The organism is Candidatus Hydrogenedentota bacterium (assembly GCA_016791475.1).
In the GTDB taxonomy this organism is placed as follows: Bacteria; Hydrogenedentota; Hydrogenedentia; order Hydrogenedentales; family JAEUWI01; genus JAEUWI01.
The window spans coordinates 71,191-97,247 of the sequence record JAEUWI010000021.1; the positions used below are offsets into that span (position 1 = coordinate 71,191).

A 26,057-nucleotide genomic window follows, 5' to 3' on the forward strand; every position below is an offset into this window, starting at 1 on the left:
TCACCCCGCGCGGGTCGCGGCCTGGGCCGTCTTCTCGGGGGGCGGCGGCATTTCGATGCCGCGCTGGCGCTGTTCCAGGCGGGCGAGCCCCGCTTTGACGGCGGCTTCGCCGGCCCAGGAGGAATCGGAGGCTGCGATCTTGTCATAGAGCGCCACGCAGCCCTCATAATCGGCGAGGCGCAGGAGGGCGTTGGCGCGCTGGTAGCGTGCCCAGTCGGGGTGGGTGCGAATGCCCGCGACGGTTTCAGAGGCTTTCAGTCCGACTTCTTCGGCCATGGCATAGGCGAATTCCGCCGTGCGGTAGTCTTCCTTGTCGTAGAGATAGTCGCCCCAGGCGATGGCGGCGTCCACCAGGTAGGGCTTGTCCGAGGGTTTGGTTTCCACGGCGGCCTTCAATTCCATGACCATACGTCGGGCCGCTGCGGGACGTTCCGTGGCGAGGTAGGTCTGGAGCAGGAGTTGATCGGCTTCGCGCGTCCGCGCTTCGGGGTAATTGAAATGGGCCTCCTCCAGCTTCTCCAGTCCGCGTTGCGGGGCGACCGCCAGGAGGGCCTTGCCCTCTTTCATGAGGAGGTCGAAGGCGATGGGGCCCTGGAGCAGGCTGAAATCGATCTTCTCTATGGCGTTCTGGGCCGATTCCAGGTCGCCGGCGTCGAGGAGGTTGATTGCGGTACTGGCCAGGATTTCGGGCGAGGTGGTCTGCTCGGCAATCTCCTTGCCGGTCGATTTGACATGGTCGCTGAGCCCGAGATCCTGATAGATCTCCTGCATCGCCTGGAGGGCCGACAACATGTGCTCCGTGCCGCGCGTGGCCGCCTGGAGCGCTTTCAGATCGTCCAGCGCCCCCTCCGCGTCGCCCTCGCTGTAGCGCAATTGGGCCGCCTCAATACCGCCCGCGAGGGCCGCCTGGGAACCGCCGTAGTTGGCTTTGATGCGTTCATAGATTTTCGCGGCTTCTTCCGGCATGTTGGCGGTGCGGTAATAGCGCGCCGCCGTCAGGAGCAGATTGGGGTCCGCCGCGCCCGCGTCATCCGCCGCAACGAGGGAGGTGGCGGCCGCGAGCGGATTGCCGCTGAGTCCCAGAAGTTCGCCGGTGTTGCGCTGCACATCGGGATTGGCGGGAAACTCCAAGGCGGCCCGCTGCGCGGTCTTCACGGCTTTTTCGCGCTCCCCGAGGGACTCCAGCACCTGGGAGTACTCGATATAGGCGCGGGGCGTTACGGGGCCGGGCTCGAATATGTTGAGCAGGTCATTGAGCGTGTCGCGCGCTTCGTTCAGCTTTCCCGCCTTCCGATAGGACTGGGCGAGGAGCAGATAGACTTCGTCGTTACCGTCCGTTGTCGTGGTCGTTTCGAGGCGCTTGGTCAGTTGCATGATTGCCTGATCGTAGGCACCGGTGTCGTAGGCCAGCTTGCCCAGCCGCAAAAAGGCCTGCGCCCCCAGACCCGAGTCGGGTTCGGATTCGGCAATCCGGACAAAGGTGGAGCGCGCGTCCGCCTCGTTTCCGGCAATTAGATTGGCGTCGCCTACGGCGAGAATCGCCTCCCCAGCCCACGGGGATGCGGGAAAACGGCGCAGAAGATCCTGGGCATAGATAGCGGAGGTCAGAGGATCGTTCTGGGCCAGGGCCAGCTTGGAAGCGTCGATCAGCATCTTGTCCAGATCCTGGGCTTCGGCGTACTGGTCGAAGATCTTCTTGTAGATGTCGAGGGCGGTCTGGGGCGCGTTCTCCTTGAACATTTCGGCGCGCCAGCCCAGGGCCTCCGGCGCGCGGGCGTGGGCGGGCGCCTGGGCTACGGTGTCTTCGATGAGCGCGCTCAACTCATCGAATTCATCGGAGCCGTATTCGGCCCGGCTGGAGCGATATTTTGCTTCCAGGAGCACGTACAGCGCGTCATTCCGCGCCGCACCCGGCATGGCGCGCGCCACCGGAACTTCCAGCTCGGCGATGGCGGCGGGATAGTCTCCCCGCGCGATTTCTTCCCGGGCCCGCTCCAGCGCGACGTCCAGCTCGGCAACCGCCTGGGGGCGGACGTCTTCGAGGATGAGCTCCCGGTTCAGGTGGAGGAGCACGCCCGTGCTGAGGGCCGCCAGGCCGCCGATCAACAGGGAGGCCGCGATTCGGGCGCTGTTGTCGCGCAGAAAGATCATCGCGGGGCTCGCCGGTCGGACGGGTTTCTCCCGCGCCTGAATCTCCTGGAGAAGATCCGGGGCGGCGGGTGTTCGCGCCGAGGCCTGCGCCGCGGATATGGCCTCTTCCAAGGCCCGCTGTTTGGCCTGGCCGCGGGCGCGATCCTGCTGGCGCGATTCTTCGATCAGACGGTCAAGATCGCTCTGGGACAGCAATTCGGGACCCGAGTCGGACGCGGTGGCGGCGGCGGCAAAATTCTCCGAGCCGATCTCGCTCGTTGAGGCCGGGGCAGCCGATCCCGCGGACTGGGCCTGCGCATTCGCGATCAGCGCATCGATCATGTCCTGCGAAATCTCGCCCAGCTCATCGTCGTCGCCGGCGTCTTCCGCGATCGGGCTGTCGGGCGCGCCCGGACCACCGGAGAGCGCGCCCCCGCTGTCCAGGTCGGCCATCAGGGAGTCAATGCTCGACTGGCTCAGCGAAACATCGTCGTCGTAGGCGCCGCCGGAAGAGAGGATGGGCGCATCAAGCGCGCTGCTGTCCAGCACCTGTTCCTCGCCCCGTCCGGACAGGAGCGCGTCGATATTCGCCTGGTCCAGGGGACCGTCATCGGCTTTTGCAAGCGGGGCTCCCGTGGTCTGGTCGAAGAGCCCTTCCAGGTCATCGTCGGAGAGTGAAGCGACGCTGTGGTCAGCGGAAGTCGGTGCAATTGCACCCGCCAGGAGCGCATCGAGATCGTCTTGCGTGAGGGCCACGGGCCGGTCCGCCGCCGTACTTCCGGGCGGGGGTGTGGCGTTTTTTCCCGAGGCGGCATCGAGCAGGGCATCCAGATCGTCCTGTGCGATCGCATGTCGCGGCTCCGTTTCCGGCGCTTGACCGGCCAGCAGGGCATCCAGATCGGCCTGGGTGAGGGGGCCGGAGTTTTCGACGGGCGCGGCGGGTTTTTCGGGGTTCTGCCCATTCAGACTGCCAAGCAATGCATCAAGATCATCCTGCGAAAGTGGGTCATCGCCGGCGGTACTCGGCGCGGCGGGGGGGGCCGTACTTGAGCCGAGATCACCCAGGAGCGCGTCCAGATCATCTTGTGAAAGGGGTCCATCACCAGCGGTTGTCGACCCGGCGGGTTGGGCCGCCTTTGACTCAAGATCGCCCAGGAGCGCGTCCAGGTCATCTTGTGAAAGTGTTCCATCGGTTGCGGTATTCGCTGCGGTGGGCGGCGCCGCTTTCGACTCGAGATCGCCCAGAAGAGCGTCGAGGTCGTCCTGAGAAAGGGGGCTATCGGCTTGCGGCGGGGTTTCGTCGACCCGCGCGGCGTTTTCCAGACCCTGGACAAGAGAATCCAGGTCGTCCTGCGAGAGCGGTTCTTCTTCGGTGAAGTTTTCGGTTGGAGCCGTAGGAGTCGCCACGGTCTGTCCGGCGAGTAGGGCATCGAGCTCGGCCTGTGACATGGGGGCGTCATCTTCGACGGCCGCGCCAGTATCGCTGGCGCCGGCCTGTCCGGCGAGTAGGGCATCGAGCTCGGCCTGTGACATGGGGGCGTCATCTTCGACGGCTGCGGCGGTATCGCTGGCGCCGGCCTGTCCGGCGAGTAGGGCATCGAGCTCGGCCTGTGACATGGGGGCGTCATCTTCGACGGCCGCGCCGGTATCACTGGCGCTGTCCTGCCCGGCGAGTAGGGCATCGAGCTCGGCCTGTGACATGGGGGCGTTGTCGTGCTCAGAGACAACGGGTGGAAGTGACGCCGCGTCGCTGTGACTCGTTGCGACAGCTTCTTCCTGTCTGGCGAGTTCTCGCCGGCGTTCCGCAGCCTCAAACATCTCGTCCAGGATGGCCTGCGTCAGCGGGGCTTCGTCCTCAAACGTATCCGAGCTTTCGATGGAGGGTGCTGGTTCCGCCGGGAGGGCATCAAGGTCCGCCTGGGACATCGGGCTTTCCGCTTCGTCGGCTTTGTTGCTTACCTCAGCGGCGGGCGCCTCAGAGAAAAGGGTGTCCAGCTCCGCCTGGGACATGGCCGTGTCGGGGCTATCCGGTTCGGGGTGGGCGCTGGCAGGCAAGGGCGTCGAATGGGTGAACACCGCCGCATCCTCGGGGCCTTCTTCCTGTGGAGCGAGCTGGCGTCTCAGCTCCGCAGCCTCAACCATCTCGTCCAACTGATCCTGTGTCAGCGGCGATTCTTCCTCGAACCAGGCGTCGACAGCGGGAGCCTCCTCGACTGGCGCCTCCGCAGCTTCAGGGGCGACCGGAGACGTTGCCGGGAGGTCGGGTTCGTCGGGTGGGTCCAATGCGGTGATTTCGTCCGGCGTATCGGTCGGTGTGAACTCCGATGCGCCGGCGGTGTCTTCGGGGACAGGCCCATCGAAGTCCGTGGATTCGTGACGCAACGCGGTCGATGTGGTCAGGGGTGCCAGCGATGCGTTTTCATCGAAGAGACTGGAATCCACGAGGGGATCATCATCCAGCAGGGGGGAGGGCATTCCCGACTGCGCCGCCTCCAGGATACGGAGCAACTCCGGGTCCAGCGAAGACGGTTTTGGATTGGAAGAGTCTGCCATGATGGAACGGATGGATCCCTGTTCAACGAATGCCGCGCACGCCGAAATTCTGACCCCGACGCAGCGATCGCAAGGTCGCGCGCGGGCGTTGTCCGAGGTGCGGGCGATGCCGCGAACCCGTAATTTAAGTTGTTTCGGCGGACGGGCTTAGCACGGCGCCCGCCGCCGTTTATTTCAGGTAAAGTACTCCGTTTGCATTCTAGCACGGGATGGGCGCGGTAGCAATCTCCGCAGGCGCCGAAATTCCGAGAACCCGCCTTCGGTATATCGGCCCGGTGTCGCCTTCCCTGAACGTGGATGCGGCACTGGTGTGGCCCGCTTCAACCTGCTAGACTGACTGCCATGAAGGAAAAGCGGAACATATCTCTGTCCACCGTCGTTCTCCTCCTTGGGGCCATGCTCTTCGTGGGGGGGCTTGCGGTCGTGTACAAGTTCGAGTCCTCCCTGGTTTCCGGGGCCGTGCTGGGGGGAATCGGCACACTTGTCCTTCTACTTTCGGCCGGGTTTCTGTTCTGGGTTGTTCGCGAGCTCGAAAGAAGCGAGGAGCGGCTCCGGGTTATCGTGGAAAGCGCCCACGATGGCATTGTCACCACGAACGAATTCGGCATAATCGAGTCGGTGAATGCCCGCGTGACGACCCTCTTTGGTTACCGCCCCGGCAAACTGGTCGGCGAGCATTTGTCCATGCTGCTCTCGTCGGCCTATGGCGAGCGTGAAGAAGGGGAGTACCTTCTGGAGTATCTGGACCGCAAGCAGATGGGGGAGCCCGGGGTCACCTATGTGGTCCACGGGTTGCGCCAGGACGGGCACCAATTTCATATGGATCTGGCGGTAACGGAGGCCCGGCTGGGGGGCGAGCGTTTCTATACGGTGATGCTGCGGGACGTGACCGAACGGGTTGCGGCGCAGCGGGTACTCCATCAGTCGAAGGACGAACTGGAGCGCCGGGTGAAAGAGCGCACGGCGGCACTGGAAGAGTCCAACGTGCGTCTGCACGAGGAGATTACCCGCCGCAAGGAACTGATCCTGGAGTTGCAGACGGCCATCGGCGAGATTAAGACCTTGAGCGGCCTGCTGCCGATCTGCGCCTCCTGCAAGAAGATCCGGGATGACAAGGGCTCCTGGAACCAGATCGAGGTGTTTATCCGCGATCATTCCGACGCGGAATTCAGTCACGGTATCTGCCCGGATTGCATCCGGCAGTTGTATCCCGAACTTCAAGGCCCCCTTTCCGAATTGTGAGGGGGGCCGGCGGAGTTTCAGACGCACGCCGGGGCGATCACATCCGTCTTCGCACCCTCCAGGCTACGGTGCTGGCCACCACCCTGGTCTGGTCCCTCAACGTCGTATCCTTTCTGGATGTGAAAGAGGCCGCGCTCTGGTTGGGGGTGCTGGTACTGGCAACCTGCGGGGTGCTATTCAATCGAAACCCGGCTCCGGGATTCCGGGCGCTCGGTCCCTGCTGGGTTGTCCTGGCGGGGGCGGTCGGACTCGGCATCGCCGTGGCTCCCTTTTCCAGCTTTGTATGGTATGAGGGACTGCGGCTTCTGCCCCTCCTGCTGCTGGGGACCCTCGCCTTCGATTTACTCCAGCACCCGGCCCATGGGATCGCGATCCGGCGGTCAATTTGTTGCGCCGCCCTTTGTGCCGCAATTCTGGCCCTGTTTCAAGGCGCCGGCGCGATGGCGGGGGTCTTTCCCCGGTTCCCGCACTATGATCAAGATATGTACTCCGTTTTCGGCAATGAGGGACTCCTCGCCGGCTTTCTCGCCGTTGGCCTGGTTTGCCTTCCCGGCGCCATTCAATCGGCGCCATCGCACCCGAGGTGGCGCACTGCGGGACTCGCCGCAGCGATGGCGCTGCTCTCGTTCACGATACTGATGACGGGTTCACGGGGTGCTCTGGTGGCGGCGGTGGCGGGCATGTGTGCCCTTCTTATGGCCCGCGCCGTTCCTCCCCGCACGGCCATTCCGGCGCTCCTGGGAATGCTGATTGCCGTGCCGTTTGCGTATTGCTTCGCCGATCTCGACCTCTGGAGTAAATGGCGGGGCCTGTTCAGCGACGCCGACGTGGGCGGCAACGTACGGCGCTGGATCCTGGGCGCGAGCCTTTCCCTTCTGGGGGAGCACCCCCTGGCCGGGTGCGGGCTGGGCCATTTCGCGCGGGAAATCCCCGTTTGGCTGGGGCATCAGGCCCTGCTCGACGCCCGCGGCGCCAATGCGCTCCTCACCGATCACGCTCACATGGATCTCCTCGAATGGCTGTGCGAGACCGGGCTGGCCGGCGCTATCGGCGTGCTCTGGGTCATCTCTTCGCTTCGGTTCAAATCTCCCGTCGCGTTATGCGGGCTGATCTCCCTTGCGGTGTTTTCGTTGACCCACCCGGCTTTTCACAGCGCCCCTCACGCCCTGGTCGGTGTGGCGCTTTACACCATGAACCTTCGAAACAGACCGGAGGCCGCCGCGTGTACGTCGCGCGCCCGAGGCCTTTCGATTGGTGTGGCGGGGGGCGCGATGGCGGGGGCGGCGATTTTTTTCGCGACGGTGTTCTATCCCAGTGCCGTCCTTCGCCGTGCGGAAGACGCGCACCTGGCCGGTGGGGACGCCCGCGCGGACTACGAGGCAGCGACGCGGGCCTGGGGTTATCATCCCGATGCCCACGAGAGCTACGGCATCTACGCCTACGAGAGAGGAGACTTCAGCCTGGCGCGGGAGCATCTGATGCGGGCGCGACCGGGCCTCGAAACGGGGCGGGTTTACCAGTTACTGGCCCTCGTGGCCACGGCTCGGGGCGACAGCGCCGGGGCCTGTGGCTGGTACGGGGCGTGCCTCGCGCGCTGGCCCTGGAACGACGCCATCCGCGAGTGGTTGAGGACGAACTGCGATGCCGGTGGTGCCAAACGGATGAATTCAGGGTGAGTCCAATGGAAGAAGGCTGAAGATCTGAACCACATCGCCCGGAACGATCCCGGATTCGATGGAGAGATGGTAATTGACGCCGACCTTCGGGTTCATTCGTGCCGAGCGCCAGGGGCTTTCGCCGTCCACGACCGCAACGAGTGGACTCGACGCGCCCTCCTCGCGCAACGACAGGTTCCACGTGGAGGGGCGATCCGAATTGCTCACCTCCACCGCCATGTGATTGGCCCGGTGGTCCAGCCATTCCGAGCCCGTGGTGCGCCAGCGGAAGGGTTCGAAAGCGGCGCTCCCCGGAATGGGCAACACCTGCCGCGCTGTGTTGGGAGGCTGACGGGCGTATACCAGTATGGCCGGGAGCTCCCGGATGGGATTGAGCAGGCGCCGTGTGGCGATGGACTCGAGTCCCCAGGTCGCGCCGGCCAGCAAGATGGTCATGAGCAGATACTGAACGATGCAGAGGCCCGTGGCGGCCCCGAGCCGCATTCTGAGCACGCGTCGAAACAGAAACAGGGACACGAAGGGCGGGATGGCGAGGGCGGCCGCGACACCGCTTCCGGGAATGAAGCTTAGTAGATAGGTGAGCCCGCCCAGGAGTATGCCAATGGCGCCGAGGAAGTGGCCGGGCCGCTTGAAGCGTATATTGAGTGCCCCGACGCTGCCCCGCAGTACGAGCGGCCAGCCCGCGACGAGGAGCATGCCCAGCGCGATACGGGTTGTGACAAGTTCTCCGCTGAAAAGTTGCCCGAGACTGCGGGCGGGCAGTTGGAGTGGGTTCAGCGCCTGTTGAAGCAGCCACACCGAGGCGCCCAGGGCCGTCAAGCTTACGGCGAGGGTGACCAGGAGCAACAGTCGCTCGACGGCGCGGGTGGAAGGCCGGTGGGTGGTCCGGGAGTGGCTGGAGGAGGGATGCGTGTGAAGGTCGGCCCCCAGATCCATCGCGAGGGGCGCGCGACACTGCCAGCAGGCGGCCTGTCCGCCGTTGTTTCGGGCGCCGCACGAATGGCAGACCACGCCGGCGCTGAGATCGATCCCGCTGTCACTTTGGGCCAGACGCAGGTCCTCAGAGTCAGGGACCGGGGGTACTAGACTGTTTTTTTTTTCTCGGCCCCCGGCAAGTTGCTGCGGAGTCGCTCCGCGGCATGGGCGGCCATGGGGTGATGGGGATCCAGTTGGAGGGCCATGTCCCACATGCCGGCCGCGCCGACGTGATCGCCCGCGATTTCCAGCACGCGGGCGAGTTGCTCGTAAATGCCGATCTCGTCGGGCCAGGTTTCAATGGCGCCGCGAAGTTCCTTGATCGCCTCGTCGTAGCGACCGAGTCGATAATAGGTCGCGCCCAGGTAGCGCAGGATATTGATCCGCTCCGGTCCCTCGTTCTTCAGGATCTGGAGGTGCTCCAGGGCGAGACGGTACTCCCACGCCGTGTAGAGCTTCTTGGCCAGGCGCCAGCGTTGTTCGTGGTCGTCTGGATTGGATTCCACGTACCTCGCTATGTCCCATATGTCTGCCATGGTAACCTCCGGCAGTGTTGCGCGGCGGAATCCCGCCGCGAAGTCTCTGGCGGCTAATCGCTGGAATCTCGCTCCGCGTTTCTCTCGCCGTCACTGCCTGCGCGGAGTTGAAGCAGGCTGTTGACGGTCCAGGTGAAGAATGCGGTGACGAAGAAAGCCAGCGTAATCCCCGTGCCCGCGCGCGTGCCGAGCGTCAGGCTGTCGTGGGTGATTTGGAACACAAAGTATATACACGCGGGGATGGCCGCCACCAGCACGACGCCGAAGAAGCCCCACCCCACTGAATCGATACGACGGGATTTACTCATGTCAATGACGCCTCCTCCGCGGGGGCCTGTTCCATGGGCAGGCTGATCCGGAAGCTGGCGCCACCAAGGGCGCTCCGGCCGACGGAAAGCTCCCCGCCGTGTTCCTCGATGATCTTGCGTGTAATGGCCAGTCCCAGGCCGGTTCCTTTTGAACCCTTGGTGCTGAAAAAGGGATCGAAAATCTTGCGCATGTACTCTTCGGCCACGCCCGGTCCATTGTCCTCCACCGCGATGACGACCCGGTCTTCGCCCGGCTCCTCCACCGCGATGCAGATCTGTCCGCCGGTCTCGGGCACGGCATCGGCCGCATTGGTCACGAGATTGAGCAGGCATCGGTGAAGGGACTGGGATTCGGCGTAGACCGGGTGCTGGAGTCCCTCAATCCGGGTCGTCAGCGAAATACGCTTCTGGGTGAAGAGATCCGCATAGGATTCCACCACCTCATCCAGCAGCGGCCCCAGAGGAAACCATTCCCGGTAGGGCTTGCGCGGTTTCGAATAGCTCAGCATATCCTGCACGAAGTGGGTGATGCGCCGCGTGCTCCGCTTGAATACGGGCCATGTGCGATTCAGAACGTCAAGATTGTTCTGCGCCAGGCCCATTTCGATCAGGTCCGCGCTGCTGTTCAGGCCCGTCACGATGTTTTTCGTATAGTGCGAGAGACCGGTCACCGCCTGGCCGATGGCCGCCAGACGCTCCGTCTCGATTTTTTCTTTGACCAGGCGGGCATTGGAGATGGCTGTGGCCGCGACGGTGGAGAACATCTCCATCACGCGCATGTCCAGCGCGGAAAAGGCCGGTCCGTCCACTTTATTGAGCACCTCCAGCACACCGATGAGCTGGTCCTTGTCCAGCATGGGCACGGCGAGGAGGCTGCGCGTCTGAAAGTTCGTCGCGTCGTCCGCGCTCCTGCAGAAGCGCTGGTCCTCCTGGGCGTTCACCACGTTGATGGACTTGCGCGAGGCGGCGGCCGCTCCGGCGATGCCCTGTCCCAGCTTCAGGCGGATTTCCCGCTTCAAGGTTTCGTGATCGCTGCTGTCGCCGAGGGCGACGTGAAAATAGAGATCGTCGGCGTCGCGATCGTAGAGGATGATGGAGGAGGCTTCGGCCCCGGCGACAAGCTGGCTTTCCTCGGTAATGTACTCCAGCAGGGAATCCAGGTTGGTGATGGCGCCGATGAGCTTGTGTACGCGATACATAGCCTCTACGGTGCGCATCATCTCTTCGCGAGAGGCACACTCTAACCAGGGTAGATCTTCGCGGAACTCAGTGTCCATCGTTACGCATGCCTGTTTCATCCAGGTGGCCTTCAAGGGGCGCGAGGGCATGATAGATCACGTCTCCGACAGCCCGCAAACTTTCCCGACAGGTATCGCCCGGCGCTTCGGCATTCTCCGAGCTTTCGCGCCGTTCCCTTGAACCTGGCCGGACGTCGAAAAGACTCAGCGCGGGAATTCCCGCTTCGCGGAAGGCCAGATGATTGCCCTGAACGCGGGCGGGCAGCTTCCCGAAGAAGGTCTTATAACCCTCCCGGGCGGCGGTGTTCCAGAGTATCTCGGTCAATACCGGCGGGGCCCCGGCTTCCTTCACCACCGCCAGCGTACAGTCGCCGATACCCTGGACCATCACCACGGCGTCGATTTCGTCCAGTTCACCGGAAGCCCTCAGGGCTTCCACAAGTTGCGCGCCGGCCTGGGGGGGCGAGGGGGGCTCCGTGGTCGCCGCGCCGCCGGAGCTTTCTAAGAATACTGCCCAGATGCTACGGCCATCCCGCTGGTTCCCCAGGATACGGGTCATTTCCAGCAGCCAGGCGGCATCCGCAGCAGTGGTGGTGTCCCCCCCGGGTGGCGCGTTCAGTACCGTGCCCAGGAGGAGCACGCCGGGGCGATTGCCCTCGACGATTCCCACCAGGGCCGACTCCGGTGGGGCCGCCGCGGTCCCTGGCGTCCCCAGCGTGATGCGCCGCGTCTTCAGGCCTGCCGTGCGCAAAGACTTGGAGACGAAATCCCGCCGCAGTTTTTCATCGGAACCCAGCGCCCGCAAGGCTTCGACGTCGGCCCAGGCGCGATCTTCCTGAAAGGGGGAGGTGGCCGCGCCCTCGGGCACACGGGCACCCGCCTGCGGCTGGAGGGACTTCTTCAGGCCGAAGGCCATGAGCATAAGGAAAAGAAAAGTCGCCGCGCCCATGAACACGATGATCCGCATCCCCATATTGCCGCGATTGGATAAAAGCATGGACCCACCCTTCCCGGTGTGGAGGCACCGGCCCGAAAGCCGCTCGTTCCGACGGCGAGCAGGCTTCGTTTGCACTGATTTATTCCAAAATAGTACTATACCCGCTATTTGCATGTACACCAAGCGATGGGAGTCTTCCGCATGTACCGTCCTGAAATCAAGATACTCGATTGCACCATCCGCGATGGCGGATTGATGAATAACTGGGAATTCGACAAGTCCATGGTGAAGGATGTCTTCCAGGGGCTGGTGGAAGCCGGCGTGGATTATGTCGAACTCGGCTACCGCGCCGACAAGAAAGAGTTCTCACCGAAAGATCACGGGCCCTGGCGCTTCTGTGACGAGGAAGATCTCCGCGACGTGGCGTATGAGTGCGACACCAAGATATCGGTCATGGTGGACGTGGGCCGCACGGACTACAACTCCATCCTGCCCAAGGATCAGTCCATCGTTTCCATGTTTCGCGTGGCGACCTACGCGAAGGAAGTGGACAAGGCGATCCACCTCGGCAAGTTCATCAAGGATCAGGGCTACGAGGTCTGCATCAATATCATGGCGGCCAGCCACATCCTCGAACCGGATCTGGATGAAGCGCTGGCCGAACTGGCGAAGACGGACTTTGAGGCGGTCTACCTGGTGGACAGCTTCGGCTATTTCTACTCCGAGCAGATTCATTATCTGGCCGACAAGTACATCAGCGGGCTGAACGGCAAGACCGTGGGCATTCATTGTCACAACAATCAGCAGTTGGCCTTTGCGAACACGATCGAGGGCATCATCAAAGGCATCAACATGGTCGATGGCAGCATCTACGGCATGGGACGCGCCGCCGGCAATTGCACCACCGAACTTCTACTCGGTTTTCTGAAGAATCCGAAGTACGACGTGCGCCCGGTGCTCGTGTTGATCGAGAAGTACTTCGAAAAGCTGATGAAGGAACTTAAATGGGGCTACGAGATGCCCTATATGATCAGCGGTATCCTGAACAAGCACCCGAAGGCCTCCCTGGCCTATATGCAGGAAGGCAGCCCGATGCGCGAAAAGGGTATCGTCGCCTACTACAACGATCAGGTTGGCGTGGAAGATATTGACTGAGGCACGGGCGCGCCACGGCGCGTGAGACTTTTTCTGGCCGCTGGTAAGTGTACCAGCGGCCTTTCTAATTCAAGGTCATGAAAGTGGCGCTCGCTCTCATGGATTGGACACGCTGTACCCGGTCTCACGTTCCCACGCCGTCAGGCGCGCTTCCAGTGTCGCAACAATTTCCTGGTGCGCCGGACTCGCGAAGAGGTTTACCGTCTCGCCGGGGTCCGATTTCAGATCATAGAGCGCGCCGTCGCGGTCTTTCGCGCGGGGATCGCGAAATTCGATCAGCTTCCACTCACGGGTGCGAATCATCACCTGGCGTCCCGAATTCACCCGCAGTTCGTCGTACATCTCGCCGCTGAAGTCGATCTCGGAAAAGGTCGCGTCCCGTGGCGTGCCCTCGCCCCGCATGAGCGGAACCAGGCTCTGGCCGCGAAGGCCCTCGGGCACCGGCATGCCGCTCAAGTCGAGCAGGGTGGGCAGGAAGTCGACCATTTCCACCGGATCTTCCACTACAGTGCCGGGGGCAATCCGACCGGGTGAGGCAATCACCAGCGGCGAGCAGATGGTCTGCTCGTAGAAGTTGCGCTTCTTGTGCAGGCCGTGCTCGCCCAGTTGCAGACCGTGGTCGGAGTTGATGGCGATGATGGTGTTGTCGCGGAGGCCCAGCGCGTCCAGCTTCGCGAGGATACGACCGACCTCATGGTCCACGTGGCGCACCATGCCGTAGTACGTGCCCCGGGCGATCTGGATGGCCTCCGGGGTGAGATCAAGGGTTCCGGCATAGACGCGCAACTGTTCCCGCTCGAAGCGCGGTTTGCTGTCGAGTTCGGCCTGGGTAGGCAGGGGCAGCTTCACGGAATCGGGGTCCACCATGAATTCCGGCGGCACCTCAATGGGCACGTGGGGCGCATGAAAAGAGGCGCGAAGGAAGAAGGGCGAACCCGCAGCGGCCAGCGAGTCCAACCGATCGATAGTCTGTTGCCCCGTCAATCCCGTCTGCGTGTCGGAAGGATGAACATCCGTTGTGCCGCCAATCTGCCAGCCATGGGTGGTGAGTTTTACCGGGGGATAGGACTTGCCTTCCGCACGACGATCGGACTTCCGCGCGCGGGGCTGATCTTCGAACACCCAGTCGCCGGGATAGGCGTGGACCTTGCCCACGCAGGTGGGCTGGGTGCCTGCTTCTATCCAATGGCGGAGGAGATCGGGTAGCTGGGGCTTGTCATGATAGGTATAGGGCGTGGGGGTTTCGGGAGGCTTGCCCATGGACATTACGCCGGTTTCGTGGGCGTAGCGCGCGGTCTTCATGGAGGAGCGGGAGGGCACGCAGATGGGGCACTGGGTCACGGCGGTCCGGAAGCGCGCGCCGGACGCGGCGATGGCGTCCATGTTTGGCGTGCTGGCCCAGGGCTGGCCGTAGCAACCCAGGGCGTCGGGCCGGCAATCATCCAGCATGATCCAGAGGATGTTGGGGCGTGGCGCGGCGGCGGATGACTGTCGGGGATTGCCCAACAGCGCGAGGCTGCTGGCGAGGCCGGTCTGTAAGAATGTTCGACGTTTCATCACATGGTGTCCATTGCAATACTGTTGCATCAAGTGGGAGAGTTAAAGCCTTCCCCATTTCTCAACCTCGGACTGAATATACTTGGTTGCCGAATCAAGAGCCAGTTGGCGCGCCGTGCGGCGGGAACAAAGCCCGAGAATTCTGGCGTTCACCGAGCCCGAGATGGAGCCGCTTAGACTGCTGTCATCAGGCGATTTCACAGTGGAGAAATTGCAGACGTACTCCATGTTGAAATCTTTTACAAAAGGCATAACCGCGTTTCCGGTGTATGCAGGTGTTTCCAGCACTGCGTCTATGACCATGGGAGCGCTGCCATGAACGGTGTTGTTATACGTGTACAGAACCTCACCACCGTGGAGTAGCGAAAAGTTATAGCTGAAGCGGTCTTTATCGCGAAGTTGGAAGCGGTTCAAGGTTGAGGCATGGGTGGCCGAAATGTTGGACGTGTGCAGGTTGAAATCGATCCATCCAATCTCACGCGCAGCGAGTATCAGGACAATAATGAGGGCAACGGCTACGCACGCGCTTTTCCACTTGGATTTCAATCGGTTGCTCCCATGCCGAACTGCCGGTTGAACTCCAGCGCTTCCCCCAATGTCACCATCAATGTCTCGATCAACGCATCTCGAGTGTCCTCCTGGCAGTTCACGCCAGGGGTTTCCTTGATCCAACCAATCCAACAATCGCCGACCTGCTGCAGAACCGGAGTGAACTCTGAAGTTCCAATCATGGCCATTTCCACTTCTTCCAAAACAATACGATGACTGTAGTGGACGTCAGGGCGACCATAACGCCGAGAATCCAAAATTCAACTCCCCAGTCGTAGAAGTAAATTCCAAATTTCCAGTCTCCAGAACTGAACATATCGGGTGTCTCCTTACATTACCGGAATCACCAGCGTGTTGAACATTTTATACAACGACGTGGTGAGTTGTTTCACCGAGCCCGTGGCGGCGCCGGGGAAGCTGCCGACGTCGGTATAGTTCTGGTAGAAGTCGGGATGGTCCGGGGGGACGGGCTCCTTGCCGGGGATAAGTTCGAAGCTGGTGGTGTTGCGGATGGGCCAGATGTCCACCGGGCTCCACCAGGAGAGCCCCTCGAAGAAGAAGTTCACTTCCGACAGGGGGAACTCGCGGCGGGCGATGACCCAGGCGTTTTCGGGGTGGGCGCGGCCCAGGATGCATCGGCGGAGGCGATCCACAATCTCCGGATCTTCGATGAGCAGGCCCATTTCGGTGTTGAGGTTTTCGGAGCGCGGGTCCACGTTGTAGGACCCGATGTAGGCGATGGTTTTGTCCACAACGAATGCCTTGCCGTGGATGCACAGGAAGGGCTCGCGATCGAGTCCCTCCAGCGCCGCCCGCGCTTTCAATATTTCGTAATTGGGGAGGTGGGTGAGCAACTCGGCGGGGTGGGGCTTGTACTCGTAGATCTCCATGCCGATTTTTTCAATGTAGGCCGTTCGCAGTTTGTAGTTGCCGGAGTAAGCGAGGGTGTTGTCCGTGGCCGCGAGGCTGTTGGTGGAGACGATGATATCCATATCCGGGTTTTTTCGGCGCATTTTTCCGAAATGGCGCCGTGCGGTTCGATTCAGGATCAGGTAGGGACTCTGGAGGAGCAGTTCGTTTTTTGAGCCGCGGATTATCTTGCGCAGATTCCGCGTGGCGGTGCCGCCGCCCCAGAGGCCAACGAGGCTGTTCTTGCCCGGATTATCCGCGAGAAACTGGACCCGGTCCGCCGGTACCAGGGTATCCACAAAGCGCTTCTTGATCAGCGCCATGTCGGCGGCCTGGACTTCAATGTCGTCGAAATAGTCTTCGATGCCGAAGTCCGCGCGGGTCGGTCGCGGGGTCACTTCATTGCGGCGGATGCGACCCTGAACGTCGCCCAACTTCTGCGCGGGTATCGAGCGCCGATAGTCCCAGAACTCTTCGAAGGAGCGCTCCATCGCCGGCACCACGGGCCCCACGACCATGGCGTCCAGGTCGTAGAAGTTGTAGCTCAGGCTCTGGTTGTAATAGTGGTTGTCGATGTTGCGGCCGCCGGTCACCGCAATGGCCCCGTCCACCGCGAGAATCTTGTTGTGCATGCGCTGGTTGGCCGCCTGAAAGAAAAGGAGACCGTGGAGCGCCAGCTCCGCCTTGGAGGGGTTGATCTGCCCCACGGGCGGGCGATAATAACGCAATTCGAAGTTCGGGTGGGCCGTGGCGAGGAAAGCGGCCCACTCGGGGTCGCGGGCGGACATGAAGTGGTCGGCGAGCAGGCGCACCTTCACGCCGCGCTTCGCGGCTTCGATCAGCTCATAGGAGAGGTAGCGTCCCGTTTCGTCGTTTTCCAGGATGAAGGTCTGAATATCGATGCTGTACTCGGCGCTGCGGATGAGATGAACCCGGAGGAGCAGGGCGTCCCGACCGTGGTCGATGATGGTGACGTGGTTTCCCCGCTCGATGTCCTGGCTGCCGAAGGGGTTGTTGTCCTGCAGCTTCCACGAGAAAGTCTGGAGCGGCGACACAGGGGACTCCCCAACGGCGGGGAAACCCCAACCGGCGAAAAGGACCACGGCCCAAATTGTCCACGCCAGAGACTTCATGGTTGAAGAGTATAGTGCGTGCTTCGACCGCTTGTCACGACGGAAGCGCCGAGGATAACCGGGAATCAAAATGGGCCGCATGACGTCTCGCGTCATGCGGCCCGCGTATATTCGTGATGTTACTTCAGCGTCGTCAGATACGCCACGAGGTCGCTCAGGTCCTGGGCGCTCATGGCGGCGGCGAGTCCCGTGGGCATCAGCGAGGTCTTGCTCTTTCGGCGGTCGAGTATGTCGGCCTTCTTGATCGGTTTAACCGCGCCGCTTGCGTCCTTGAACTGGACCGCATTCTCGTCTTCGCCCACGACAAATCCGCTCAGAAGGCCGTCCCATTCGGTTTCCAGGATCCACACTTCGTATTCGTGGGAGATGGCCGCGCTGGGGTACAGGATGGACTGGAGCAGGGCTTCCCGTCCGGCCTTCTGGCCGATGGTGCTGAGGTCCGGCCCCACGACCTTGCCTTCACCCGCCACCTGGTGGCAGCGATGGCACTGGGCGTAGTCTTCGCTGAAGAAGACCTCTCTGCCATGCGCCGGGTCCCCGGTCATGGCGACAAGTTCTTCCATCGGGGGCAGGGCCTTGCCGTCCGCCGTGAGGTCGCGGGGGAGGAGCTGCTGGGCCATCATCTGGACGTCTTCAAAGGGACTGGCGTGGACCAGTTCGCGCACTTCGGGGGTGAGATCTTCGGGCAGCTCGTTGGACTCCACGAGGCCCAGGAGGCCCAGGGCGCCGGTGCGGGCGTTGGCGAGCTGGCGCACCGCCGCAATGCGGAAGGGCAGGGGTCGTTCGGCCTCTTTCAGCAGGCCCAAGAGCAAGGTCTGGCTTGCGGAGCCCCGGAATGCCTCGATGGCGGCGAGGGCCGGCTCCTGCATGGCTTCGCCACCGTCCTGAAGGAGGGCGGCCAGTTGGCCCACCAGTTCGTCGGCTTTTGACGGGTCCACTTTGGGCGCGACAATGGTGACCCCGGCGAGGGCCTCCAGACGGGCGGGCTGGGCAAGTTTCGGGTCTACGGCGCGGGCCACCAGGGTCGGCGCCAGGCTCTGGCGTCCAGTATCCGCGACGAACTGTCCGGTGGCCTTGCCGCGCACGGGATCGGTCAGCGCGGCGATGATGGCCCCGTCGACTTCCTCACCCGCGGTTACCGCCTGCCAGTCAATGCCCGCGTTTCGTCCGAGATGGTGGAGCGCGTGGCTATAGAGTTCGGGCGAGGCCGGCTCCAGCACCTGGGCCACAAGGATCCGGCCGGCTTCCTCGGTGCCGATGGCGTCGATAACGTCGAGCGCGGCTTTCCGGGGGGTATCGCCCAGCGCCCCATTTTCCAGCGCGGCCTTCGCGGCGGGCAGAGCAGCCACGGGGTGAAGCTGGAGGGCGATTCCCGCGAATCGTTCATCCCAGCGCTCGCCGATTTTACTCGCCAGTTGTTCGTAGCCCCAGGCCTCCTTGCCCCGGAAGGCGATGCCGATCGCTTCGCGGTAGAAGCGATCCTTGCCGTCGTACTGGAGCGCGAGGGCCACTAACCACTGCTGAAGCGTCTCCGAATCCGGCGCGTTGCGCAATTCAATCAGAATCTGCCGCCGCACCATTGGGTCTTTATCATCCAGTAGTTCTGGCGCCTGATACAGGGAATCCATACCGCGCTTTGCGAGGAGGCGGACCGCCTGCACACGGAAGGCGGGCGACTCGTCCTTGGCGAGAGCCAGGAGCGTCTCCAGACCGTGGTTCTTCTCCTCCGCGAGGAGCCAGAGGGCGCGCGCGCGGATGGCGGGGTTCTTGTGCTGGTAGATATGGTGGAGCTGGGGAACTTCCGCACCCGCCAGTTCGCCCCGCAGGCGCGACTGGGCCAGATAGCGTCGGGCCAGGTTGGGCGATGTGAAAGCTTCACTCAGGCCGGCGTCCGTCTGTACATCAAGGGCGGGCACCGTGTACTTCGAGTCCTTCGCGGCCAGCCGGTAGATGCGCCCGCGGGTGGTGTCGCCCATGTTATGTCCGCCCACACCGGGATCATACCAGTCCGCCACGAAAATGGAGCCGTCCGGCGCGGCGCACACATCGCTTGGTCGAAACCACTTGTCGGAGGGGGCGGAGAGTATTACTTCCATCTCGCCCTTGAAGCCCGCACCATTTGCGACGGGGCGGTAGGAGCGGATGACGCCCGGACCCGCGTCGGCATGGATCAGCGTGTTCCGAAGACGCTGCGGCAAGTTTTCGCCCTCGTAGAACAGAATGCCCGTGGGAGAGCCGAAGCCCGTGCGGATCATGTTGGGCATGACCCCGGCCCGGTCCTTGTTCCAGTGGACCTCATCCAGGTGGCGGTCGCCCTGGCGGCGGGGCCAGTAGCCGTAGTGGCCGCCTTCAACCACGTAGTTGATCTGAACCTGCTCGTTGCCGTCGTCGTCGTTGTCGGATCCGTAAACGTTGCCGAAAGAGTCCACGGTGGGCTCGTAGGGATTGCGCATGCCCTCTGCCAGCACCTCCAGATGCCGCCCATCCAGATCCACCCGCAACACCGTCGCCGCGTCATAGTCGGGATGTTCACCGCCTTTGCCGCCAATCTGGCGCCTGCCCGATCCGTCCGTAATATCGAATCCGCCATCGCCCACCGTCATATAGATGAATCCATCCGGCCCGATCATCGCCCCGTGGATGGCATGGTCGTGATCCACACCGCCAAATCCCGTGAGGACGACCGTCTTCTTGTCCGCCTTCAGGTCGCCATCCGTGTCTTCCAGGTAATAAAGCTCCGGACTCTGGCAGATATAGACGCGGTCTCCGAGCACGGCCACGCCGAGGGGGGCCTGGACGCTCGGGTCCTCGTAAAAGGTCGTGGCCTTGTCGCAGCGCCCATCGCCGTCCGTATCTTCCAGGACGCGAACCCGGTCGCCCGTGGCCCGCACCGTGGGGTGCTTGAAAAGCCGGTAGTTGGCCGCTTCCGTAACCCAGACCCGACCCTGGGCGTCGATGTCGATGGCGGTGGGGTTCACGAGGTGCTCATCCGCCGCGAAGAGCGAAACTTCCAGGCCCTCGCCGGGCTCGAGGGCTTTCAGGCCGGCCTCGGGATCCAATTGGGCATGGGCGCCACCGGTGGAGACCAGGGCCAGGGCGCATGCCGCCAGGCCGCTGAAAAATGAAACATGATTACGAAGCATGGTGGATCGATCCCTCTCGTCTGCGGCCCGGAACAACAGTGTTGCCAATTGCGACGGGTAGTGTATCCGAATTTCGGCGAAGATGCACCTCGGGAAATCAGGGCGAAGTTCCGTGGGGCTGGATTCGGCCCTCCCCGGAAACAATCACTTAATCCCGGATTTCGGACCGGGATTTGCGCGGGGTACGGCAAGGCTTTGGTGGATTTCACTTGTGTAAGTCTCGCCGTTTGATTATGCTGTAGTTAGAGTTGGGGAGTTGGAACTACAGATCGGAGAGACCACTGGCCATGAGCGAGTTTTTCAACGACAGTCTGATCAGTGATTTTGTTACGGAGAGCCGAGAGCACCTCGACGCCATCGAACCCGATCTCCTCGGCATGGAAGAGTCTTCCGATGTTGCCCCCGAGACGATCAATCGGGTGTTTCGAGCCATTCACAGCATTAAGGGCGGGGCGGGATTTCTCGCCTACGATTCCCTCAAGCACCTGAGTCACAGCATGGAAAACGTGCTGATGATGGTGCGGGATGGCGAACTCTCCATCAACCCCGTGATCACCGATGTCCTCCTGCGCGGCGTGGACAAACTACGGGCCATGGTGGACGACATACAGGGCAGCGAGGGCGTGCCCTGCGCCGAGGAACTGGCGGATCTGAAAAAGATCATCGACGGGGGCCGCTCCGTTGTGGATCACGCCGCACCGGTCGCCGAGGCCGGGCTTTCACTTCGAGACAAGCTCGACCTCCTGCCCTACGACCCGGCGGAAGTCGCTCGGATCCTGAGCCATGGCCGATTTCTTTTTGTTGCGGACGTGTTGCCCGCCCAGGATCTCGCCGCGGACGACCCCGCGGGTGCGGGGTTTGCCGAGAACGCAGCCGCTCTCGGGGATGTGCTTTGCGTCGCCTCGGAGTCGTCGGTACTCGACAGCCTGGAGGCGGCCCTGGCGACGCGGGAACCCTTCTGCTTTCTGTTTTCCACCGTGCTGGAGCCATCCCTTATCGGCACGGCCCTCGAACTGCCCGAAGAGCAGGTAGCCTCGGTCACCACCGATCTGCTGGGTCCGCCCGCCCAGACTCCGGCCCCTGAGCCGGTAAAGGCCGCACCCGAAGTCCCGACCGCGCCAACGACCGTGCCCGATGAAATCGCAGCGGTATCCGAAGCGGTCTCGGATGCGGGCACTGCGCCCCCGCCGGCGGAGAGTGGGGAGGTCCGCAAAGCGGACGTGGCGGACACGCTGCGCGTGCGCGTGGACTTGCTCACCCGGCTGATGAACTCCGCGGGTGAACTCGTACTGGCGCGCAACCAGCTCTTGCGCGTGATGGAGAGTCACGCCCAGACTATTCCCGGGCTGTCGGGTATTCTTCAGAATATTGACCACGTTACCACCGACGTGCAGGAAGGGATCATGCAGACCCGCATGCAGCCCATCGGCGCGATCTTCGGCAAGTTTCCCCGGGTCGTGCGTGATATGGCGCGCACGCTAGGGAAGGACATCGCCATCACCATGGAGGGTAACGAGGTCGAACTGGACAAATCCATCCTGGAAAGTCTTTCCGACCCGATGACCCATATCATCCGCAACTGCGCGGACCACGCGCTGGAGCCGCCCTCGGAGCGTAAGGCCAAAGGCAAGAATCCCCAGGGGACCATCCAACTGCGCGCGTACCACGAAGCGGGTCAGGTGAACATCAGTATTCGGGACGACGGGCGCGGCATCGACCCGGAGAAGGTGTCCCGCAAGGCGATTGAGAAGGGGGTGGTGACCCGGGAACAGGCCTCGCGCATGAGCAGCCGCGAACTGGTCAACCTGGTTTTCGCGCCCGGCTTTTCCACGGCGGAAGTCGTCTCCGACGTATCCGGCCGCGGCGTCGGCATGGATGTCGTGCGATCGAACATCGAGAAGCTTGGCGGCACCGTACAACTGGACACGGCCGTAAACAAGGGCACGACCGTCCTGCTTCAGCTTCCCCTGACGCTTGCCATTATCCCTTCGCTGATTGTGGGCGTGCAGGAGCACCGATTTGCGGTTCCGCAGGTCAATGTAGAGGAGTTTGTATGGGTACGGGCGGAGGAAGTGGCCAAACGAATCGAGAAGGTTCAGGGCCAGGATGTGCTCCGCCTCCGGGGAATGCTGCTGCCGCTGCTCCGCCTTTCGGACGTGCTCGCCATACCCCGGCGTTACGCCGATCTAGCGACCGGCGAGCGCCGGGACGACCAGCGCCAGCGTATTGCCGATCGCCGATCGATGGATATGGGTGCGGAGGCCCTTCAGGAAGATTCGGTGGAGCTTCAAGAGCGCGGCGCCACCCGCCGCACCCAGTGGCGCAGTGATTACAATATTGTGGTGTCCCGCATCGGTGGAAATCGCTTCGGCATGATTGTGGATGAATTATTCGATACCGAAGAAATCGTTGTGAAGCCCCTGTCCTGTTTTCTCAAGCAAAGCCCCTGCTTCAGTGGCGCGACCATCCTGGGCGACGGGCGTGTGATCACCATTCTGGATATGGCGGGCGTTGCCGACGCGGGCAACCTCCATTTTTCCGATGTGGAGGCCGAAGAACAGCGCCGCCGCGAAGAAGAGGCGCGCCGCGAGGCCCGTGCCCGCGCCGCCCGGCGTTCGGTCATAATTTTCAACGCCAGCCCCGACGAGTATTTTGCGGTGGCCCAGGACACCGTCCTCCGCCTCGAACGCCTGCAAGTGCGGGATATCAAGGTGGTGGGCGATCAGGAATATCTCGAGTATCGCGGCCACGGACTGCCCCTGATCCGCCTCGAGCAGTATCTGCCGGTGCGCCCCCTTCCGGAGGCGGAAACGCTCTACATGATCATCCCCCGCCAGGAGAACGGCGTTCCCGGCACGGGTTCCTCCGCCGGTATTCTGGTCTCGCGCATCGTGGACGCGGTGGACGTGGAAGTGAATCTGCGCGAGGCGGAGCGTTCCGGCCCCGGCCTGGAGGGCACGGCCATCGTGAATGATCAGTTGACGCTCTTTCTCGATCCCGGCACCCTCATTGCCTCCACGGGCGTTCACGAAAGGATTTCCTGATGCAATTTGTAACGTGCCGTATCGGCCAGCAACTCTTCGGGGTCGATATCACGCTGGTGCGCGAGATCAACAATGTGCTCGACATCACCGCGATTCCGAAAGAGAAGGACTTCATCCGGGGGCTGATCAATCTGCGGGGACAGATTGTGACGATCCTGGACATGCGCGTGCGCCTCGGGTTGCCCGCGCAGGAGCATTCGCTCGACACCCACAATATCATCATCAAGGGGCGCAATGAGCTGAACGCCGTATGTCCCGATGCGCTTCGGGCTTCAATGAAAGATATCGCCGATCCGGCCGGGCTGCTGGTGGATGGGATCGGAGACGTGGTGGATGCGGCGGACCACGAGTTGGAACCGCCGCCCGCGAATATTGAGGCCACCCATGCGGGCATGTTGATGGGCGTGGTCAAGAAGGAAGAGGCGCTGATCGCCATACTCGACGTGGCCAAGGTGCTGACTTTCAATTGAATGGAATGACTGGAAACTGTGGGGGCGTGTGGCGGCGCGGGGGCCGCAATACGCAAGGAGTGCCAAGCTCGTGAAGTTGGGCGTCAAAGGAAAGTTCATTTTCTCCTTTCTCATTTTTGGCCTGGTCCCCATGGGTTTTCTGGGGTCCATGGCCTACCGGTCCACCCTGAACACGGAAGAGAAGCAACTCGTCCAGATGCAGGGCTTCGCCACGGGCATCGCCGACAAGATCGACCGGAACCTCTTCGAGCGCTATGGAGACGTGCAGGCCTTTTGTCTCAATCGCATCCTGCTCGACCAGGATAGCTGGTATCAGAAAGAGGAATCGGCCAACGGGATCGTTCGGGCCATGAACGGCTACGTGGATACCTACGACATCTACTATCTCACGTTGCTGGTGGACCTGGAGGGCAGCGTGATCGCGGTGAATTCGCGGGACAGCGACGGGGCGTCCCTGGATACGGCGTTTATCTACGACCTGGATTTCAGCGAAGCCCCGTGGTTCAAGGCTTGTCAGGCGGGCGAGTTTACCCGGGAGATGCCCTTCAGCGCGGCGGACAACAAACGTTCGGATGGGACCTTCATCGAAGATGTCCATATTGATCCGATTGTTCAGCGGGTATTTCAGGAGAAAAATGACGACGGACTCACCCTGGGTTTTTCGGCGCCGGCGAAAGATGAATCGGGGAAGGTGATTGGCTACTGGAGCAACCGAACGCGCTTCGCACTGGTGGAGGATTTTTTTCTGGCGGCCCACGAGGAGCTGGGCGCCGCCGGTTATCCGGGGAGCGAATTTACCCTGCTGGACGGCAAGGGAAACATTATCGTGGACTACGATCCCGCCGCCGGAAGGGGGGATGAAAATTCGGTGGTCCACGATCTCGACAACGTGTTGTTTAACTTAAATCTCGTGGAGAAGGATGTCAGCGCCGCCCGCGCCGCCGTCGCCGGCGAGACGGGCTATCAATTCGTGACCCACGAACGTAAAGGCATCGTACAGGCCGCGGGATATACCCACTTGACGGGCGCCCTCGGATTTCCGGGCATGAACTGGTCGGTCCTCGTCCGAATTCCGCAGAGCGAATTCTCCGCCGCCGCCATTCGCGACCGTTCCAAGATTGTCGCGATGTGCGCGCTCTTCACCATCGGCATAGCGCTCGGCGGCTACCTGCTGGGCGGACGGATGGCCCGACCTCTGCAGTCCACATCGGCCATTCTCAAGGATATCGCCACCGGCGAGGGCGACCTCACCCGCCGGCTCGCGGTCAAGAGCCGGGACGAAATCGGCGAGCTCGCCCACTGGTTCAACGTTTTCCAGGACAAGCTCGTGGAAATTGTCGGCGAGATTGCGGGCAACGCAAGTCAACTCAACAACTCCGCAAGCGGCCTGTCGGAGGTCGCCCTGCGGATGCGCCGAAGCGTGAAACAGGTTGGCGCCCAGTCGGATTCCGCCGCGGAGAATGTGGCGTCGTCCACCCGGAACATTCAATCCATCGCCGCGGGCATTGAAGAGAGCAGCGCCAACGCGAATCAGGTCGCCACCGCCGCGGAGGAAGTTTCCTCCAGCCTGGTCACGGTGAGTGCGGCCGTAGAGGAAGTGTCCTCCTCCATGCAGGGCATCGCGCACACGGTGGAAGAGACCGCCACATCGGTTCACTCCATCTCCGCCGCCATCGAAGAACTATCCGCCTCGCTCAGCAGCGTTTCGACCAGCACCGAGAAGGCCTCGGTCACCGCGCGGGATGCGTCGACAGCCGCGGACTCCACCGCGGACGTTATGAGCAGGCTCGGGAAGTCGGCCGAAGAAATCAGCAAGGTGGTGGACCTTATCGCGGGCATTGCGGCCCAGACGAATCTGCTGGCGCTGAACGCCACCATTGAAGCCGCCTCCGCGGGGGAGGCGGGCAAGGGCTTCGCCGTGGTCGCCGGCGAGGTGAAGGAGCTGGCGAAGCAGACCTCCAGGGCCACCGACGACATTCGCGGTCAGGTGGAGCTGATGCAATCGGAAACCCGCGCCGCGGTCAAAGCGATTGGCGGGATCGTCGGGGTCATCGGCGGAATAAACGAAGCCTTTTCGGGAATCGCCCATACGGTCCTGGAGCAGAACGCTACCTTGAATGAGATCGCGCGGAACGTCGGCGAGGCCGCACGGAGCGCGGAAGAGATGGCGCGCAATGTTCAGAATACCGCCACCGGAACCAGCGAGGTGGCGCGGAACGCTCAGGAGGCCTCGCAGGGCGTGGGCGAAATGACCCGCAGCATCGGCGAACTGGCGGCGGGCGCCAACGAGATTGCCGGCAGCGCCGCCGAAGCGAGCCGTGGCATGGGGGCGGTGCTGGCGGCGGTGGAGGGCGTAAGCCGCGCCGCATCGGAGGCGGAGGAGAGTGCGGATGTTGTCAATTCATCGGCGGAGGAACTGTCGGGACTCGCCTCCCGGCTGAACACCTTGGTGGGCCAGTTCACTTATTGACGGCCTTCCGCTTCGCAGCGGGGCCCTGAAGA

Annotated in this window: 17 protein-coding genes; 6 read left to right on the forward strand and 11 right to left on the reverse strand. The window is 62.6% G+C overall.

Features of this window, described 5'->3' with window-relative positions; translation table 11 throughout:
- A complete protein-coding gene (locus tag JNK74_13140; GenBank protein ID MBL7647125.1) occupies positions 1–4,683 on the reverse strand; it encodes a tetratricopeptide repeat protein in 4,683 nt (1,560 codons plus the stop codon).
- A gap of 342 nt (positions 4,684–5,025) precedes the next feature.
- Between JNK74_13140 and JNK74_13145 the strand changes: the two genes are divergently transcribed.
- Both JNK74_13145 and JNK74_13150 read left to right on the forward strand, forming a co-directional pair.
- Positions 5,026–5,925, forward strand: coding sequence for a PAS domain S-box protein (locus JNK74_13145; protein MBL7647126.1), 900 nt, complete (start codon positions 5,026–5,028; stop codon positions 5,923–5,925).
- Between the two features lie 68 nt (positions 5,926–5,993).
- Entirely contained in the window at positions 5,994–7,601 is a 1,608-nt protein-coding gene (locus tag JNK74_13150; GenBank protein MBL7647127.1) for an O-antigen ligase family protein, read from the forward strand.
- Here the strand turns inward: JNK74_13150 and JNK74_13155 are convergent.
- The 5 genes from JNK74_13155 to JNK74_13175 all read right to left on the reverse strand — a co-directional run bounded on the left by JNK74_13155 (position 7,593) and on the right by JNK74_13175 (position 11,655).
- Positions 7,593–8,612, reverse strand: a complete 1,020-nt coding sequence (locus tag JNK74_13155) for a hypothetical protein (protein ID MBL7647128.1) — start codon at positions 8,610–8,612, stop codon at positions 7,593–7,595. The two genes, JNK74_13150 and JNK74_13155, sit on opposite strands and share 9 nt — an antisense overlap.
- Positions 8,613–8,683: 71 nt before the next feature.
- Positions 8,684–9,112 (reverse strand): tetratricopeptide repeat protein, encoded by a 429-nt coding sequence (locus JNK74_13160; protein MBL7647129.1) that lies wholly within the window; start codon positions 9,110–9,112, stop codon positions 8,684–8,686.
- Positions 9,113–9,165: 53 nt separating this feature from the next.
- The gene (locus JNK74_13165; GenBank protein MBL7647130.1) at positions 9,166–9,420 is read right to left on the reverse strand and encodes a hypothetical protein; all 255 of its coding nucleotides are present in this window, start codon (positions 9,418–9,420) and stop codon (positions 9,166–9,168) included.
- Positions 9,417–10,748 carry a GAF domain-containing sensor histidine kinase gene (locus JNK74_13170; GenBank protein MBL7647131.1) on the reverse strand — a complete coding sequence of 444 codons (1,332 nt, stop codon included), beginning with the start codon at positions 10,746–10,748 and terminating at the stop codon, positions 9,417–9,419. Before JNK74_13170 ends, JNK74_13165 begins: the two co-directional genes overlap by 4 nt.
- On the reverse strand, positions 10,687–11,655 hold the full coding sequence (locus JNK74_13175) for a hypothetical protein (protein ID MBL7647132.1): 969 nt from the start codon (positions 11,653–11,655) through the stop codon (positions 10,687–10,689). Before JNK74_13175 ends, JNK74_13170 begins: the two co-directional genes overlap by 62 nt.
- A gap of 126 nt (positions 11,656–11,781) precedes the next feature.
- Here JNK74_13175 and JNK74_13180 point away from each other — a divergent pair, with 126 nt between their 5' ends.
- Positions 11,782–12,750 carry an aldolase catalytic domain-containing protein gene (locus JNK74_13180; GenBank protein ID MBL7647133.1) on the forward strand — a complete coding sequence of 323 codons (969 nt, stop codon included), beginning with the start codon at positions 11,782–11,784 and terminating at the stop codon, positions 12,748–12,750.
- Between the two features lie 96 nt (positions 12,751–12,846).
- Here JNK74_13180 and JNK74_13185 read toward each other — a convergent pair whose 3' ends face one another.
- The 5 genes from JNK74_13185 to JNK74_13205 form a co-directional block, all read right to left on the reverse strand.
- Entirely contained in the window at positions 12,847–14,307 is a 1,461-nt protein-coding gene (locus JNK74_13185; protein MBL7647134.1) for a sulfatase-like hydrolase/transferase, read from the reverse strand.
- A 42-nt stretch (positions 14,308–14,349) separates the two neighbouring features.
- Complete coding sequence (locus tag JNK74_13190; protein ID MBL7647135.1) at positions 14,350–14,853, reverse strand: hypothetical protein; 504 nt, start codon at positions 14,851–14,853, stop codon at positions 14,350–14,352.
- Positions 14,850–15,038, reverse strand: coding sequence for a type II toxin-antitoxin system HicB family antitoxin (locus JNK74_13195; protein ID MBL7647136.1), 189 nt, complete (start codon positions 15,036–15,038; stop codon positions 14,850–14,852). Before JNK74_13195 ends, JNK74_13190 begins: the two co-directional genes overlap by 4 nt.
- Positions 15,039–15,185: 147 nt before the next feature.
- On the reverse strand, positions 15,186–16,820 hold the full coding sequence (locus JNK74_13200; protein ID MBL7647137.1) for a phospholipase D family protein: 1,635 nt from the start codon (positions 16,818–16,820) through the stop codon (positions 15,186–15,188).
- 197 nt (positions 16,821–17,017) lie between these two features.
- The gene (locus tag JNK74_13205) at positions 17,018–20,041 is read right to left on the reverse strand and encodes a PQQ-dependent sugar dehydrogenase (GenBank protein MBL7647138.1); all 3,024 of its coding nucleotides are present in this window, start codon (positions 20,039–20,041) and stop codon (positions 17,018–17,020) included.
- Positions 20,042–20,328: 287 nt separating this feature from the next.
- On the opposite strand from JNK74_13205, the gene JNK74_13210 reads away from it, so the two are divergent.
- From JNK74_13210 to JNK74_13220, 3 genes are all read left to right on the forward strand, one after another.
- Complete coding sequence (locus JNK74_13210; GenBank protein ID MBL7647139.1) at positions 20,329–23,085, forward strand: chemotaxis protein CheW; 2,757 nt, start codon at positions 20,329–20,331, stop codon at positions 23,083–23,085.
- A complete protein-coding gene (locus tag JNK74_13215) occupies positions 23,085–23,555 on the forward strand; it encodes a chemotaxis protein CheW (GenBank protein ID MBL7647140.1) in 471 nt (156 codons plus the stop codon). The genes JNK74_13210 and JNK74_13215 overlap by 1 nt, the downstream gene beginning before the upstream one ends.
- 70 nt (positions 23,556–23,625) lie before the next feature.
- On the forward strand, positions 23,626–26,025 hold the full coding sequence (locus JNK74_13220; GenBank protein ID MBL7647141.1) for a methyl-accepting chemotaxis protein: 2,400 nt from the start codon (positions 23,626–23,628) through the stop codon (positions 26,023–26,025).
- Positions 26,026–26,057 lie beyond the last annotated feature (32 nt).